Below are 15,943 nucleotides of genomic sequence, written 5' to 3' on the forward strand. Positions count from 1 at the left end.
ACCTGAGGGTGGCGCGACACGCTGTTCAACGGTCGCTCTCCCACGGTACGCCCAGTGCGATCAGGCGCCGCAAGCCATCGTCACTAGGTTGCAGCGCACGACTGCTCGCCCGACGCCTGAGCCAACCCGCATCGAGCAACGCGTCAGTCAGCGATACACCGAGTGGACCGCCCAGATGCAGGCGCCGCTCCGTCCAATCCAGACATCCCCGCCCCGTCAACGGCAGCAGGGCTTCGACGCGCGACGCATCGAGTCCGGCGTCGGCGAGCGCCTGGACGCCACTCTCCAGAAGACGCATGCCTTCGCTCGCCGTCTGCAGGTAACCACGCTGCAGGAGCGCATCACACAAGCCCACACCCAGCCGCCCGGCGAGATGCCGATAACAGGTCCGCGCTGTGCACAAGGCACGATTGCCACCGGTGGGATCGGGCAGCACCGGCCGCGTGCGCGGCAAGGCGAGCCTTTCGATCAAGGCCGCGACATCGTCGTTGGCCAAGTGGTAGTAGCGATGGCGGCCCTGCTCGTGTACCGCCAACAAACCGCCTTCCAGCAAGCGCTTGAGATGCGCGCTGCCCGTCGCCGCCCCCACGCCCGCAGCTCGCGCCAGTTCGCCTGCGGGACGCGACGTGCCATCGATCAACGCCAGCAACATAGCGGCGCGAGCCGGCTCGGCGAGCAGTGCGCCGATCTCGGCCAGCTGGTATCGGCTCGGGGAGACTGCATCGTTCATGCGCGCAGTCTAACGCCGTGCTTCGCGGCGATAGTTCGACCACGAGCGAAACATTCACGGACCACGCCGGGGACACTGTCTGCATGGACATGCATCGCTACCCCGACATGCGGATCATCCGCCCTTCCATCCTCTACTTCGGTACGCCGGTGGTGCTGATCACCACGCGCAACCCGGATGGCTCCACCAACATCACGCCGATGTCATCCGCCTGGGCTCTGGCTAACCGCATCGTCATCGGCCTGACTGGCGGCGGACAGGGCCTGGCGAACCTGCGGCGCGAAGGCGAGTGCGTGCTCAACCTTGCCGGCGAGGACATGCATCGCGGCGTGGAACGCATTGCGCCAACCACTGGCCGCCAGCCCGTGCCGCCCTGGAAACAGGCCACGGGCTATCGCCATGAAGCGGACAAGTTCGCGCTCGGCGGCTGGCATGCCGCGCCGTCCCTTGCGGTGAAACCGCCGCGCATCATGGAATGCCCGCTGCAACTGGAAGCCCGCTTGTTGTTGGATGTCGATCGCCCGCTGGACGCGTGGAGCGACGGCCCGGGCGGTTACGCCATCCTCGAACTGGAAGTGCTCCACGTGCACGCGCATGAGGACGTCACCGTGCCCGACACGCAGCATGTCGACCCGCAGCGCTACCGGCCGCTGTTCTACCTGTTCCGCCATTACGTGGGGCCCGGCAAGCCCATGGGCAGGACGTTTAAAGCGGAAGTTTGAACGGGCCGGTGATGTTGTTGCAGCGAAAGCCGGTGCTAGGATCGAACCTATTACGGCTTCGGTACGATTGCGGTCGAGCATGCGCATTCTGGTCACGGGCAGTTCGGGTCATCTGGGCAAGGCGCTGGTGCGCACACTGCTCGATGACGGTCACGAGGTCATCGGGCTGGACGTAGCCGAGGGGCCCTACACACACCGCGTGGGCTCCATCGCCGACCGCGCCTTTGTAAAGCGTTGCATCGCTGGCGCTGCCACCGTGTTCCACCCGGCCACGCTGCACAAGCCACATGTCGCCACGCACGCCCGACAGGATTTTCTCGACGTCAATCTCACCGGCACGCTGAACCTGCTGGAGGAAGCCGTCGCCACCGGCGTGGAGTCCTTCGTCTACACCAGCACCACCAGCGTATTCGGCGACGCGCTCACCCCGCACACCAACGAGCCGGCCGCGTGGGTCACCGAAGACCTGGCATCCGTACCCAAGAACATCTACGGCGTCACCAAGTCAGCCGCCGAGGACCTGTGCCAGCTGTTCCAGCGCAACCAGGGCCTGTCCACCATGGTGCTGCGCACCTCGCGTTTCTTCCCCGAGGAAGACGACGATCGCACCGTGCGTGCGCGCTACACCGACGACAACCTCAAGGCGAACGAGTACCTCCACCGTCGCGTCGACATCGAAGATGTAGTGAGCGCTCATCTGCTCGCCGCACGCCGCGCCCCCATGCTCGGCTTTCGCCGCTACATCATCAGCGCCACCACACCGTTCCTGCCGGAAGATCTGGCTGAGCTGCGTGTACACGCACCCTTGGTGGTGCGTCGACGCGTCCCTGGTTACGAAGCGGTCTATGCGCAGCACGGGTGGAAGATCGCGCAGGGCATTGATCGTGTGTACGTGAATCAGCGTGCGCGTGATGAGTTGGGTTGGACGCCACGCCATGACTTTGCCGCGCTGTTGGCGCGGTTGCAGGCGGGTGGGGACATTCGCAGTCCACTCGCTCGGGAGATTGGGTCAAAGGGGTATCACGCGGACGCGTTTAGTGATGGGCCTTATCCCGTCGAATCATGACTGAGGGTTGGGCGCGGAGCGCTTTAGTTCTGCTCCCTCGCCCCTTCGGGGAGAGGGGTGGGGTGAGGGGGCAACCTAGCCTCACCATTTCGATGGAATCGTCATCTCGGCGCACCCCGAGAAGGGGCAAGGGCCGGAGGCGCTTTTCAACAGCCGAATGGCTGGTCATCCAGTAGAGATATTGCTTGGTTGTCGCTTTGCAGCGACCTGGCTCGCCTGCGGCGGGCTTCCGAACTGCTACCGCAGTCCGGGTCACTTTCTCTTGCTTGCCCAAGAGAAAGCAACCGAAGAGAAAGGCCCCCCGGAATCGGCGCCTTCCGGGCTTCGCCCTCCAGGTACGCGTGCGGGTTCCGGGCTTTTCGACGGGGCTCCTGCCCCGGCGAAAAGGAATCGGCATCCATGCCGATTCCCCTGCGGGCCTTTTCTCCACCCGCCCGCCGCCTCATACGGGGCCCTAGTAGATCAAAAGCAGCGAGCACGCGGCTCGTGCAGCTTTGCTGCACATCGCATCGCGGCGGAACGCTTTGCTCCTGCACTAAGGCGCAAAGTCAAAGCAGAAGAGAAAGGTCATGCCGTTAGGTGGCGAGCGCTCCACATCGGTCAGGAAGCGTAGCGCGTGCTTTATGTAGCGCGCTTTATCTAGCCCCAGCGATCGGAAAGCGAAACTCGCTTCAAGTCCTCTCCGCATCGGCGATGTGCAGCTTTGCTGCCGAGCCGCGTGCTTGCCGCCTTTGATCTCCGGGCCCCCTGTGCGGCGGTGAGGGTGGACGATCAGGCCCGCAGGGGAATCGGCATGGATGCCGATTCCTTTTCGCCAGGGCAGGATGCCCTGTCGAAAAGCCCGGCCGCCCCTCACGAACTGGCCAGCTTCACCGGCCAGCGCCAAGTGGGGGTGCCCTTCTCTTTGGTTACTTTCTCTTGGGCATGCAAGAGAAAGTGACCCGGCCTCCGGCAGGAGGACGGAAGCCCGCCGCAGGCGAGCCAGGTCGTGACAGCGCGACAACCAAGCGCAAGGTCACTGGATCCCTGCCTCCGCAGGGATGACGGTTTCATCGAAACGGCAAGGCAAGCACCCAACCCTCTCCCCAAAAGGGGCGAGGGAGAAGAACTGAGACACCCCTAACCAATAATCGCCAACACCGCCGCAAACCAAATCACCACCACCCCACCCGCAAACGCCCGCCGCGCCGCCCCGATGCGCTCCCCGCTCTCCTCACTCACCGGCGTAGTCACAATCCACGGCACCGAGGCCAGCAACCCAAACCCAACAAAGGCCAACACGATCACCGCCACATCCAGCCCCCGCCACGGCACCGGCTCGTGTACGCCCCAGTAGCCCAGAAAAGCCATCCCCATCGCGCACAAGGTGGCCGATGCGGAACACAACCCGACGACTGAACCTGCTGGTGCACGCATGGCAGCTGTCTCCGGCAAGGAATGCGCAGAGCCTACCGCAGCCGGGAAAAAGGAATGTCGAAATCCGGCGACCCCGTTCGTCATGAGGATAAGCGCGCCAAAAAAGGCGCCCGTTTCCCCGCCCAAGGAGTTGACGATGTCCCTGCCCTACCGCACGCACGCCGCCCTCACCAGCGCTCTGCTGCTCCTGCTCGCCGCTGGTACGGCAAATGCCGCTGCCGCCACCTATGTCATCGACCCCGCACATACCTATCCCAGTTTCGAGGCTGACCACTTCGGCGGGCTATCCACCTGGCGCGGCAAGTTCGACCGTACTTCCGGCAAGGTCACGCTGGACAAGGCCGCCGGCACCGGCAGCGTAGATATCACCGTCGACGCCACCAGCGTGAATTTCGGCCTGGACAAGATGAACGAGACGGCGCGCGGCAAAGAATTGTTCGACGTGGCGCAGTACCCCACCGCCACCTACCGCGGCCAGCTCGCCGGGTTCGTCAACGGTGCGCCGACGCGGGTGGATGGCTCACTCACCCTGCATGGCGTGACGCGCCCGCTGGAACTGACCATCAAAAGCTTCAAGTGCGTGCCGCATCCGCTCTACAAGCGCGAGCTGTGCGGAGCGGATGCCTATGCCACGTTCAAGCGTGATGCCTTCGGCATGGACAGCGGCAAGGACTACGGCTTCAACATGGACGTGACACTGCGCATTCAGGTGGAAGCTCTGATCGACGACGGCAGCGCCGGCAAAGTCGCGCTCGCTGCGCCCACCCACTGAGCACGGAATACGACCATGTCACTCACACTCTACATGCATCCGCTGGCAGCCTATTGCCACAAGGCGCTGATCGCGCTGTACGAGAACGACACACCCTTCCATTCCCATCTGGTGGATCTGGCAGATGACACGCAACGCGCCGCGTTCTACGCGCTGTGGCCGATCGGCAAATTTCCCGTGCTCAACGACCACACGCGGGGCTGCCTGGTGCCAGAGTCCAGCATCATCATCGAATATCTTGCGCGGCATTATCCCGGCAAGGTCGCGCTAGTTCCCGAGGATCCCGACGAGGCGCGTGAAGTGCGCTTCCGCGACCGCTTCTACGACCAGTATGTCGCCGAGCCGATGCAGAAGGTGATCACCGACCGGCTACGTCCCGATGGTCAGCACGATCACTACGGCGTAGCGCAGGCACGAGAGAAGCTGCGCTCTGCGCTGGACTTGATCGAACGCGAGTTCGAGCGCGATAACGGCAAGCGCCAGTGGGGCGCCGGCGAGCACTACAGCATGGCCGATTGCGCGGCGTCGCCCGCGCTGTTCTATGCCAACTTCGTGATACCGCTGGAAGACGAGCACCCGCTCACGGCGGCCTACCTGCTTCGCTTAATGCAACGCCCATCGTATGCACGTGTGCTACGTGAGGCGGCGCCCTACCTGCACATGGTCCCTTCCGAACCCGTCGAAGCCTGACATTCCAACCACCGCCATCGCATCAAGGAAACAGACGATGTTCATCGCACTCATCATTATCGTGGCCGTCATCGCCGTTGTGCTGATCGTGGCCGCCATGCGCCCGGATCAATTCCGCATCGAGCGCTCGGCCACCATCCAGGCAACGCCCGAACGCATCTTTCCGCTCATCAACGATCTGCATCGCTGGCAGTCATGGTCGCCGTACGAGAAGAAAGACCCCGATATGCAACGCAGCTTTGAGGGACCATCGTCAGGCCCCGGCGCCGCCTATGGCTGGAACGGCAACAAGAACATCGGCAGTGGGCGCATGGAGATCAGCGAATCCATGCCGTCCTCGCACGTGCGCCTACAACTGGAATTCTTTACCCCGTTCAAGGCGAGCAACACCGCCGATTTCGTGCTCGACCCACAGGGCGCCGCAACGCGTATCACCTGGTCCATGCAAGGCCGCGCCAACTTCATGAGCAAACTGATGGGCGTGGTGTTCAACATCGACAAGATGGTCGGCAAAGACTTTGAGGACGGCCTGGTCAACTTGCGTAGGCTGACCGAAGAACCGGCCTGATTCCGCAGTGCAACAACACGCATGCGGGTGCGTATTTTTCAAATGCGTAACAGCAGGCTTACGCCAAGCCTAAGCAAGCTCGCTTGCGGCTGAATGGATTCGACAACGCGCACCGCATGCGTCAACCGCCTTGCGGGCGCCTCGTTCTCCGGCATGAGTCATCCATCCACCGGATGACCTACAGGGGTCACACACACCACATGCAGTGGGCGCAAGCCCAGGGGTTGTGACACCTATTAAAAACCTGTCGGAACAATGAGGACCGAAGCCCATGAAGAACCTTATGACGTCACGTTTCAGCCTGATCGCTTTCGGCATGGTCGCCGCCCTCGCCAGCGCCGGAGCCATGGCGCAGGCCACCAACCCCAACGACATTCCGGGTCATCCCCGCGTCAGCGAAGTGAACCAGCGCCTGGACAACCAGCAGAACCGCGTCCAGGCCGGCGTGGCCGATGGCCAGCTCAACGCCAAGCAAGCCGCCCGTGACGAAAAGCAGGATTCCAACATCGCCGCCCGTGAAAGCCGTGACGAAGCCGAACACGGCGGCCACCTGACCAAGCAGGAAGATAAGAACCTCAACAAATCGCTGAATCAGGACAGCAAGCGCATCCACAAGCAGCGCACCAAGTAATCGCCCACGCGATAACGCCCTGAACGGCCCGGCCCTGCCGGGCCGTTCGCGTTTGTGCGGGCACAACTTCCAGCACTGTCCCCTCCCCGCGAGCGTGCCAGTATCCGGGGACCATCATTCGGGCGGGAGGGTCGTATGGTCAGCAGGATTCTGGCAGCGGCATGCGCGTGTGCACTGGCGTTCGGCACGGCCCATGCGGCCGACGCATCGACGGGCAAGCCGCACTATGGCGCGTGGGGCTTCGACCAGGCGGGCGGCGATAGCTCGGTCAAACCCGGCAACGACTTCTTCCGCTACGCCAACGGCACCTGGCTGGACCACACGCCGATTCCCGCCGACAAACCAGCCGTCAGCCTGCGACTGGCGATGACCGACCTCACCGAGCAACGGCTGCATGACCTGATGGAAGCAGCAGCACAGGGCAAGGCCGGCGACGCGACGCTCCAAAGCAAAGTCGGGATGTTCTACCGCTCTTTCATGGACCAGACCCACCTCGACGCGCTGGGCGCAAAACCGATCACTCCGCAACTCGATGCGGTGAAACAAGCTGCCACGCGCGATGCGCAAGCCGCGCTGATGGGCCGTACCAACACCGATTTCGACGGTTCTCTGTTCAACATCAGCATCGATGTCGACCTGAAGGACATCAACCAATACGCCGTTTATGTGTCGCAGGCCGGTCTGGGTATGCCGGACCGTGACTACTATCTCAAGCCGGATTTCGCGAAACAGAAGGCCGCCTACCAGACCTACGTCACGCGCCTTCTCACGCTGGCCGGCTGGCCGCAACCCGACGCCGCGGCGAAGGACGTGGTGGCGTTCGAGACGGCCATCGCGCAGGCCAGCATCAGCAAAGTCGAGCAGCGCGATCCGGTGGCCATGTACAACCCGATGAGCGTCAGTGATCTGCAAAAGCTCGCGCCCGGGTTCGCCTGGAGCGATTTCTTCAAGGCGGCGCAACTCGGAAAGCAGGCGCACGTGGTCGTGATGGAGAAGACCGCCTTCCCGAAGCTGACCGCGCTATATGCAAAGACGCCTGTCACGACCATCCAGGCATGGCAGGCCGCGCGCATCGCAGACAACGCCGCCTATTACCTCTCGGATCCGTTCCAGCAAGCGTACTTCGAGATGCACAACAAGACGTTGGCCGGCCAACAGCAGATCGAAGCGCGCTGGAAGCGCGGTGTGCATGCCGTGTCGGGAGGCGATTGCGAGGTAGGCGAACGCCTTTATTGCTTCGGCAACCTCGGCTGGGCGGTGGGCCAGCTCTACACGGATACGTATTTCCCCGCCGCGTCCAAAGTGAAGATCGAGCAACTCGTCGGCAACCTGAAGGCGGCCTACCACGTACGCATCGAGAAACTCGACTGGATGGGCCCGGAAACACGCAAGGAAGCGCTGAAGAAGCTCGACACCTACACCATCAAGGTCGGCTACCCCGACCATCCGCGTGATTACACCGACGTCGCCATCCAAGGCGACGACCTAGCCGGCAACGTGCTGCGCGCGGCGCAAGCCGACTGGTCGTTCTACGTGAATCGTCTGGACAAGCCGGTCGACCGCAGCGACTGGAGCATGACGCCACAGACCAACGATGCCTATAACGGTACGCTGCGCGACATCGTCTTTCCTGCCGCCATCCTGCAGCCGCCGATCTTCGATCCCAACGCCGACCCCGCCATCAACTATGGCGCCATCGGCGGCTTCATTGGTCACGAGCTCACGCACGGCTTCGACGACGAAGGCCGCAAGATCGACGCCAGCGGTGCGCTGCGCGACTGGTGGACGCCCGCCGATGCAAAGGCCTTCGAGGAACGCGCGAAGAAACTCGGTGCGCAGTACGACGCTTTCGAGCCGCTGCCCGGCGTGCACATCAACGGCAACCTGTCCATGGGCGAGAACATCGCCGACCTCGGTGGACTCACCCTCGCGCTCGACGCCTACCATGCCTCGCTGCATGGCAAGCCCGCACCGGTGATCGACGGCCTTACCGGCGACCAGCGCGTGTTCCTGGGCTGGGCGCAGGCGTGGCGCGGCAAACTCACCGACGACGCCATCCGCCGCCAGGTGACCAGCGACCCGCACTCGCCGCGAGCATTCCGCGTCAACGGACCGGTGCGCAACATCGATGCGTGGTATCAGGCGTTCGACGTGCAGTCGGGCGACAAGCTGTACCTCGATCCGAAGGATCGGGTGCGGATTTGGTAACTACTACCTAGCGACGGCGCTCGACAGCCACTAACGGTGAGCTGACGGCCAGGCGATGCGGTTGCTCAGCGATTTGACGCAACCGCCGTTCCGTGTCGCGCCCGCCCGTACGACGCCATCACCATCGGCGTCGTCATCATCGTGGTGACAATGGCCATCACTAGCAGGATGGTGAACATCGCGGTGTTGATGACGCCTGCATCAAGGCCAACCTTGATGACGATCAACTCCATCATCCCGCGCGCATTCATCAGCGAGCCGATGGTGAAGCTGTCGCGCCAGCTCTGCCCGGCGATGCGCGCTCCCGCCGTGCCACCCAGTAGCTTGCCCAGCACGGCAACAGCCAGCACCAGCAGCAACGCCACACCTGCGCCACCCGTGAGCACTTGTGCACTGGTGCTCAGGCCCGCCAGCACGAAGAACACCGGCACCAGCGTCGCCACTGTCACGTGCTCCACGCGCTCGATCAGCTTGTGCAGCAGGCGGTCGTCGCGCGGCAGGCACACGCCGAACAGGAAGGCACCGAACACGGCGTGCAAGTTGAGCCATTCGGTGATGGCTGCGCAACCAAAGGCCCCCGCCAGAAGGAAGGCGAGCACAGCGGCGTTCGCATTGCCTTCCGGGGCGTGACGCGCCAGCAACCGCGCGCATAGCGGGCGCAGCACGAACCACGTCAGCGCAAGTAGCAGCACCAGACCCATCACGGTGCGCCAGAACGGTGCCCAGTCACCATGCGCGCTGATCAATGCCACCACACAGGCCAGCATGATCCACGCAAGCACATCGACCACGGCGGCCGCGGCAATACCCAATCGCCCCGGCAGACTGTCGGTGAGGCCGCGCTCCTTCACGATGCGCGCCATGACCGGCAACGCGGTGATGGCGCAGGCAGTAGCGAAGAACAGCGCGAAGGCCGTCTTGGTAATGCCTGGCGGCGCGTAGTTCGCATACAGCAGCGGCGCGATACCCAGGGCGAGCGCCATCGGCAGCACGACCGAGATGCCGCCGATCCATGCGGCCGGCCGCAGCAAACCGCCGCGCGCACTGGCCGGCACGCGCAACTCCGCGCCCACCACCACCATGAAAAGGACCAGGCCCAGCGTACTCAGGCTCTGCAGGTTGCCCAGGCTGTCCGCCGGAAACAGTCGCTGCTGCCACGTGGGCGCGATGGCGCCGAACACGATAGGGCCAAGCGCCAGCCCCGCCAGCATCTCGCCCACCACAGCCGGCTGACCGAAGCGACGGGCAATCGTCGCGACCAGACGCGCGGCCACGATGATCACTACGAGCTGGATGAGCAGAAGCGGATGACCCATGAACATCTTCCGGAGGGAGTGCGGTGTCGTCAAACAAGCGCCACAGAGTGCACTGAGAGCCTGAGTCCCGCAACGCAGAATATTGCGACGCAAGTCGCCTGCACGACATCCCGCCAAGTTCCCATAGACTCGGGCCGTGCAAAGGGGAATACGTATGACTTCTAAAGCAGGAATGTGGCTGCTGGCTCTGTTTGCGACCACGGTGTCTATGACCACGGTACGCGCCGAGGACGGCTATTTCGTCAATCAGCGGAAGGAGGCCAGCATGCTGGTGACCGGCGTGGTCAATCTCAATCCCGATGGCTCTGTGCGGGACTACACGCTGGACCGCCCGGAGAGGCTGCCCGCCGAGGCTGGCGACGTAATCAAGCAGAACGTTGCGCGCTGGAAATTCCAGTTCGCCTCTCCGGTATCAACCGTCATCTCTGAAAAGATGACGCTGCGCCTGGTCGCACGCATGATTGACGACCAGCACGCGTCGGTACGCCTCGTCGGCACCAGTTTCGATGACGTGCAGGTTCCGGAAGACGAACGCATCGCGCACAAGGATCAGCCACGGATCGAGTACCCCAGGCAGGCCATCCAGGAGCGCTTCTGGGGAACGGTATATGTCCTGGTCCGCGTCGGCAGGGACGGATCAGTGCAGGAAGCGACCGCCGAGCAGGTCAACCTGGGTGCCTTTGCCCCGGCCGCCGACATGGCCCGCTATCGCAATTACCTTGCCGATGCTGCCGTGAAGGGCGTGAGGCAATCGACCTATGTCGTGCCCACGCAGGGCAAATCGGCGGGACGGCCCTTCTGGTTGGTGCGCATCCCGGTCAACTTCGTGCCCGTGGGAGAGCGGCCGACCGACGACTACGGCGTGTGGCGGGTCTATGTCCCGGGTCCCCGTATGAGCATCCCCTGGCTCGAGCACACTCAACTCGCTTCGGACGCGCCAGACACGGTTCCCACTGGCGGGCTACACACGCTGGGCGATCAACCGCAACTGGCGCCCGAATCCAGCGGCAGCTAAGAACCCGGTCAGGACCTCTGTGTCACCCACCCGCGTGCTGTGCGGGTGCCTGCGGGACGGCTGGAGGTCGGCAGCCCCTGCCTGCCCAGCCGGGGTCAAGTCGTCTGCGGGTGAGCTCACGCGAGCTTCGGGCCAGTCCCCTCCGACGCGAAAATTTCCTCGCATTTCCTAACTCCGCCCCCCCTCCTGAAGTTTTCCGGCTTATCCACGCTCAATCCACAATCTATTGGGTTGACCGGCCCGAGGTAGCCCGATATGTTGTGCCTCGTCGGTGCCAATCTCAGACCTATGGTCGGACTGGTTTAAAAGGGAATCCGGTGGAAATCCGGGACTGCCCCGCAGCGGTAAGTGGAAACGAAAGCCAACAACGCACTGGCCCTCAGCGGCTGGGAAGCGGGAGCGAGTAGGCGGGTCGAAAGACCCATGTCCACGAGTCCGAAGACCTGCCGACAGCCGTGGCCACGCACCACGGTGAAGGGTGACGGCTTCCGCGGGGAAGTGCGTCGATGCGCGGGGCGCCTGCCCTGCCGCTCGACCGTCCGCGAGACTTCACCTTCATTTACTCAGCCCTGCGCGCGCGAGCAGGCAGTTGATGACCAAGCTTGGAGCGAAGTCGCCATGCAACCTATTGATACCACTGGCCGCGAGCGTGAAGACGAGCGCGCCGACGCCCCCGTTTTCTCTGCCGACACCGTTGTGGCCGAAGCGCCGCGCACGGATACCCCCTTTGCCCTGACCCCACCCCACAACCCCGGCCAGATGCGCGTGACCAAGCGCAACGGCCGCCAGGAAGTGGTGGACGTGAACAAGATCGTCCGCGCCGTTACCCGTAGCGCGGAAGGTCTGCATGCGGTCGACCCGATGCGCGTGGCGCTCAAGACCATCGGCGGCTTGTACGACGGCGCCACCACGCTGGAACTGGATCAGCTGTCCATCCGCACCTCGGCCGCCCTCACCGCCGAGGAACCCGAGTACGGCCAGCTCGCCGCGCGCCTGCTGGGCGCGTTTGTCGACAAGGAAGTGAGCGGCCAGGAAATCCAGAGCTTCTCGCAGTCCATCGCGCGCGGCTCGGAACTGGGCATCCTCAACGAACGCCTGCGCGACTTCGTTTCCGCCAATTCGCGCAAGCTCAACGACGCGATCGATCCGCTCGCCACGCGCCGCTTCGAATACTTCGGCCTGCGCACCGTCTATGACCGCTACCTGCTGCGCCATCCGCAGCTGCGCAAGGTCATCGAGACGCCGCAGCACTTCTTCATGCGCATTGCCTGTGCGCTGGGCGGCAACGAGATCGGCGAGACGCTGGAGCTGTATCGCCTGCTGTCCTCGCTGGAATACATCGCCAGCTCGCCGACGCTGTTCAACGCAGGCACCGCACACGAACAGCTCAGCTCGTGCTTCCTGCTCGACTCGCCGGCCGACTCTCTGGAATCGATCTACGAGAAGTACGGCGACGTGGCCAAGCTCAGCAAGTTCGCTGGCGGTATCGGCCTGGCCTACTCGCGCGTGCGTTCGCGCGGCTCGCTGATCAAGGGCACCAACGGCCACTCCAACGGCCTGGTGCCGTGGCTGAAGACGCTGGACGCCTCTGTGGCGGCGGTGAACCAGGGCGGCAAGCGCAAGGGCGCTGCCTGCGTGTACCTGGAGCCGTGGCACGGCGATATCGAAGAGTTCCTCGAGCTGCGCGACAACACGGGCGACGATGCCCGCCGCACGCACAACCTCAACCTGGCCAACTGGATCCCGGACGAGTTCATGCGCCGCGTGGAAACCGACGGCGAGTGGTCGCTGTTCGATCCCAAGGTCGTGCCGCACTTTGTCGACAGCTGGGGCGAGACGTTCGAAAAGGCCTACCGTGAAGCGGAGGCCGCCGGCCTCGCCACCAAGAAGGTCAAGGCGCGCGAACTGTACGCCCGCATGCTGCGCACACTGGCGCAGACCGGCAACGGTTGGATGACCTTCAAAGACCGCAGCAACGCCACCAGCAACCAGACGGCGAAGCCGGAAAACGTCATCCACCTGTCGAACCTGTGCACTGAAATCCTGGAAGTCACTAATGCTGATGAAACGGCAGTGTGCAACCTGGGTTCGGTGAACCTGTCGCGCCACGTGGTGGATGGCCAGTTCGATTTCGACAAGCTCGCCGCCACGGTGCGTACCGCCGTTCGCCAGCTGGATCGCGTGATCGATCTGAACTTCTACCCGATCGACACCGCCAAGGTCGCCAACAACAAGTGGCGCCCGGTCGGCCTGGGCGTGATGGGCATGCAGGACGTGTTCTTCAAGCTGCGTCTGCCGTTCGATTCGGCTGAAGCGTTGATGCTTTCCACGCGCATCGCCGAAGAGATCTATTACAACGCGCTGTGGCAGTCGAACGAGCTGGCCGCGGAGAACGGTGCGCACCCAGGCTTTGCCGAAAGCCGCGCGGCCAACGGTGAGCTGCAGTTCGACTATTGGTCGAATGCCACGCCGACCGACAAGGCGCGCTGGGACGAACTTCGTGAGTCGATCAAGGACAAGGGCCTGCGCAACTCGCTGCTGATCGCCATCGCACCGACGGCGACCATCGCGTCGATTGCCGGTTGCTACGAGTGCATCGAGCCGCAGGTGAGCAACCTGTTCAAGCGCGAAACGCTGTCGGGCGACTTCCTCGTAGTGAACCGCTACCTGGTGGAAGAGCTGAAGACGCTGGGCCTGTGGACCGCCGACGTGCGCGACGCCATCAAGCTGGCCGAAGGTTCCATCCAGGGCATCAGTGCGATTCCGGAGCGCCTGCGCACCATCTACCGCACCGTGTGGGAACTGCCGCAGAAGGCGTTGATCGATCTGGGCGCCGCGCGCGGTGCGTACATCGACCAGAGCCAGTCGCTGAACCTGTTCATGGAAAACCCGAACATCGGGCAGCTCAGCTCCATGTACATGTACGCGTGGAAGTCCGGCATCAAGACCACGTACTACTTGCGTTCGCGCCCGGCCACCAAGATCGCCAAGACCACGGTCTCGGCTGCACCGGTCGCGAAGCCGGCGCCTGTCGCAGATCAGGAAGAGGCCACGGCAGCCGTGTTCTGCTCGCTGGAGAACCCGGAGTATTGCGAGGCTTGTCAGTAACCCTCATCGTCATTCCCGCGAAGGCGGGAATCCAGTGACTTTTCGGCCATGCCAAAGACGCTGGATTCCTGCCCTTCCTGGAGTGGCGGTCAAGCGCAGATGTCGTCGTAGAGGTCGCGCCAGCAAGAATTGGATTGTTCGATGAGTTTTATCTTCCAGCTGCGCATCCATTTCTTGAGGGTTTTTTCGCGAACAATGGCTGCTTCCATGGTGTCGTGCGCTTCGTACCAGACCAGTTGATGGACCTGATGACGTTGAGTAAAGCCTTCAACGACATCGTTGCGGTGTTGCCAAATGCGGCCAGCAAGATTGGAAGTCACACCCGTGTACAACGTACCGTTTCGTTGGCTGGCAAGGATGTAAACGCAAGGCTGTCGTTCGCTCATGGTGGCCGTTCCTTTGGATCACGGACCGAGCTTGCAGCAAAGAACACCCCATTTCGACCGTCATCCCCGCGAAGGCGGGGGTCCAGCGGCTTCCTCTGACACGTTTCGGCGGAATAAAGAGAAGTCACTGGATTCCCGCCTTCGCGGGAATGACGAGCAAAAAGAACTAAAGACGCGCCGCTCTATCCGCGCGACAACAACGAGGCACATCATGTCCACCCAGAACATTCTCGATCCCGGCTTTGAACTCACCCTGCGCCCCATGCGCTATCCCGAGTTCTACGAGATGTACCGCAACGCGATCAAGAACACCTGGACGGTCGAGGAAGTGGATTTCTCGCTGGACACGACGGACCTCAAGTCCAAGATGTCCGACGCGGACCGCCACCTGATCCATCGCCTCGTGGCCTTCTTCGCCACCGGTGACACCATCGTGGCGAACAACCTGGTGCTGAACCTGTATCAGCACATCAATGCGCCCGAAGCGCGCATGTATCTGTCGCGCCAGCTGTACGAAGAAGCGCTGCACGTGCAGTTCTACCTCACCCTGCTGGACACCTATATTCCCGATCCGACCGAGCGCAACAAGGCGTTCGACGCGATCCAGAACATCCCGTCGATCCGTCAGAAGGGCGAGTTCTGCTTCAAGTGGATCGATTCCATCCAGGGCCTGCAGAAGCTGGAAACGCGCGAGCACCGCCGCCAGTTCCTGCTGAACCTGATCTGCTTCGCCGCGTGCATCGAGGGCCTGTTCTTCTTCGCTGCGTTCGCCTACGTGTACTTCCTGCGCTCGCGCGGCCTGCTGCACGGTTTGGCCTCGGGCACCAACTGGGTGTTCCGCGACGAGAGCTGCCACATGGCGTTCGCGTTCGACGTGGTGCGCACGGTGCGCGCCGAAGAGCCGGACCTGTTCGACGACCAGATGCGCACGCAGATCGAAGAGATGCTGGAAGACGCCATCGCCTGCGAAACCCAGTTCGCCGAGGATGTGCTTTCTGGTGGCGTGGCTGGCCTCTCGGTGAAGGATATGCGGCAGTATCTGGAGTACTGCGCGGACCAGCGCTTGGTGCAGCTTGATCTGCCGAAGAAGTATGGTGCGAAGAACCCATTCGACTTTATGGATCTGCAGGATGTGCAGGAAGTGACGAACTTCTTCGAGCGTCGGGTTTCGGCTTATCAGGTGGGTGTGCAGGGTGATGTGGCGTTTGATATGTCGTTCTGATGTGAGGGGCGTTGTCGCTTAGTTATCGCGTTGCGGCAATCTGGCCGCCTACGCCGCGGGCGTTTCGCCCTCCTACCGGAGGCCGAGTCACTT

Annotated in this window: 15 protein-coding genes and 1 riboswitch; of the genes, 10 read left to right on the forward strand and 5 right to left on the reverse strand. The window is 63.0% G+C overall.

The window, feature by feature from the left end:
• Positions 1-25: 25 nt before the first annotated feature.
• The gene (locus DYST_RS12555) at positions 26-730 is read right to left on the reverse strand and encodes an ArsR/SmtB family transcription factor (RefSeq protein WP_239945968.1); all 705 of its coding nucleotides are present in this window, start codon (positions 728-730) and stop codon (positions 26-28) included.
• Between the two features lie 83 nt (positions 731-813).
• Between DYST_RS12555 and DYST_RS12560 the strand changes: the two genes are divergently transcribed.
• Both DYST_RS12560 and DYST_RS12565 read left to right on the forward strand, forming a co-directional pair.
• Positions 814-1,452 (forward strand): flavin reductase family protein, encoded by a 639-nt coding sequence (locus DYST_RS12560; RefSeq protein ID WP_239945969.1) that lies wholly within the window; start codon positions 814-816, stop codon positions 1,450-1,452.
• Positions 1,453-1,531: 79 nt separating this feature from the next.
• Entirely contained in the window at positions 1,532-2,518 is a 987-nt protein-coding gene (locus DYST_RS12565) for an NAD-dependent epimerase/dehydratase family protein (RefSeq protein ID WP_239945970.1), read from the forward strand.
• A 535-nt stretch (positions 2,519-3,053) separates the two neighbouring features.
• Here the strand turns inward: DYST_RS12565 and DYST_RS12570 are convergent.
• Both DYST_RS12570 and DYST_RS12575 read right to left on the reverse strand, forming a co-directional pair.
• Positions 3,054-3,404 carry a hypothetical protein gene (locus tag DYST_RS12570; protein WP_239945971.1) on the reverse strand — a complete coding sequence of 117 codons (351 nt, stop codon included), beginning with the start codon at positions 3,402-3,404 and terminating at the stop codon, positions 3,054-3,056.
• A gap of 233 nt (positions 3,405-3,637) precedes the next feature.
• Entirely contained in the window at positions 3,638-3,934 is a 297-nt protein-coding gene (locus DYST_RS12575) for a hypothetical protein (RefSeq protein ID WP_239945972.1), read from the reverse strand.
• 136 nt (positions 3,935-4,070) lie between these two features.
• Between DYST_RS12575 and DYST_RS12580 the strand changes: the two genes are divergently transcribed.
• From DYST_RS12580 to DYST_RS12600, 5 genes are all read left to right on the forward strand, one after another.
• Entirely contained in the window at positions 4,071-4,706 is a 636-nt protein-coding gene (locus DYST_RS12580; protein WP_239945973.1) for a YceI family protein, read from the forward strand.
• Between the two features lie 15 nt (positions 4,707-4,721).
• Positions 4,722-5,396 (forward strand): glutathione S-transferase family protein, encoded by a 675-nt coding sequence (locus DYST_RS12585; RefSeq protein ID WP_239945974.1) that lies wholly within the window; start codon positions 4,722-4,724, stop codon positions 5,394-5,396.
• A 37-nt stretch (positions 5,397-5,433) separates the two neighbouring features.
• Positions 5,434-5,964, forward strand: coding sequence for an SRPBCC family protein (locus DYST_RS12590; protein ID WP_239945975.1), 531 nt, complete (start codon positions 5,434-5,436; stop codon positions 5,962-5,964).
• Between the two features lie 271 nt (positions 5,965-6,235).
• Complete coding sequence (locus DYST_RS12595; RefSeq protein ID WP_233202273.1) at positions 6,236-6,595, forward strand: hypothetical protein; 360 nt, start codon at positions 6,236-6,238, stop codon at positions 6,593-6,595.
• A gap of 135 nt (positions 6,596-6,730) precedes the next feature.
• Positions 6,731-8,803, forward strand: a complete 2,073-nt coding sequence (locus DYST_RS12600) for a M13 family metallopeptidase (RefSeq protein WP_239945976.1) — start codon at positions 6,731-6,733, stop codon at positions 8,801-8,803.
• 65 nt (positions 8,804-8,868) lie between these two features.
• Here DYST_RS12600 and DYST_RS12605 read toward each other — a convergent pair whose 3' ends face one another.
• Complete coding sequence (locus tag DYST_RS12605; RefSeq protein WP_239945977.1) at positions 8,869-10,119, reverse strand: cation:proton antiporter; 1,251 nt, start codon at positions 10,117-10,119, stop codon at positions 8,869-8,871.
• 154 nt (positions 10,120-10,273) lie between these two features.
• On the opposite strand from DYST_RS12605, the gene DYST_RS12610 reads away from it, so the two are divergent.
• Both DYST_RS12610 and DYST_RS12615 read left to right on the forward strand, forming a co-directional pair.
• Positions 10,274-11,134, forward strand: coding sequence for an energy transducer TonB (locus tag DYST_RS12610; RefSeq protein WP_239945978.1), 861 nt, complete (start codon positions 10,274-10,276; stop codon positions 11,132-11,134).
• Positions 11,135-11,386: 252 nt separating this feature from the next.
• Positions 11,387-11,599: riboswitch (cobalamin riboswitch) on the forward strand.
• A gap of 153 nt (positions 11,600-11,752) precedes the next feature.
• Entirely contained in the window at positions 11,753-14,242 is a 2,490-nt protein-coding gene (locus DYST_RS12615; RefSeq protein ID WP_239945979.1) for a ribonucleoside-diphosphate reductase subunit alpha, read from the forward strand.
• Positions 14,243-14,331: 89 nt separating this feature from the next.
• Here DYST_RS12615 and DYST_RS12620 read toward each other — a convergent pair whose 3' ends face one another.
• Positions 14,332-14,628: a GIY-YIG nuclease family protein gene (locus DYST_RS12620; protein ID WP_239945980.1), complete on the reverse strand. Its 297-nt coding sequence runs from the start codon at positions 14,626-14,628 to the stop codon at positions 14,332-14,334.
• 211 nt (positions 14,629-14,839) lie between these two features.
• On the opposite strand from DYST_RS12620, the gene DYST_RS12625 reads away from it, so the two are divergent.
• A complete protein-coding gene (locus tag DYST_RS12625) occupies positions 14,840-15,850 on the forward strand; it encodes a ribonucleotide-diphosphate reductase subunit beta (protein WP_239945981.1) in 1,011 nt (336 codons plus the stop codon).
• The last annotated feature ends 93 nt before the right edge of the window (positions 15,851-15,943 follow it).

The sequence above is a fragment of the Dyella terrae genome (assembly GCF_022394535.1).
Classification (GTDB): domain Bacteria; phylum Pseudomonadota; class Gammaproteobacteria; order Xanthomonadales; family Rhodanobacteraceae; genus Dyella.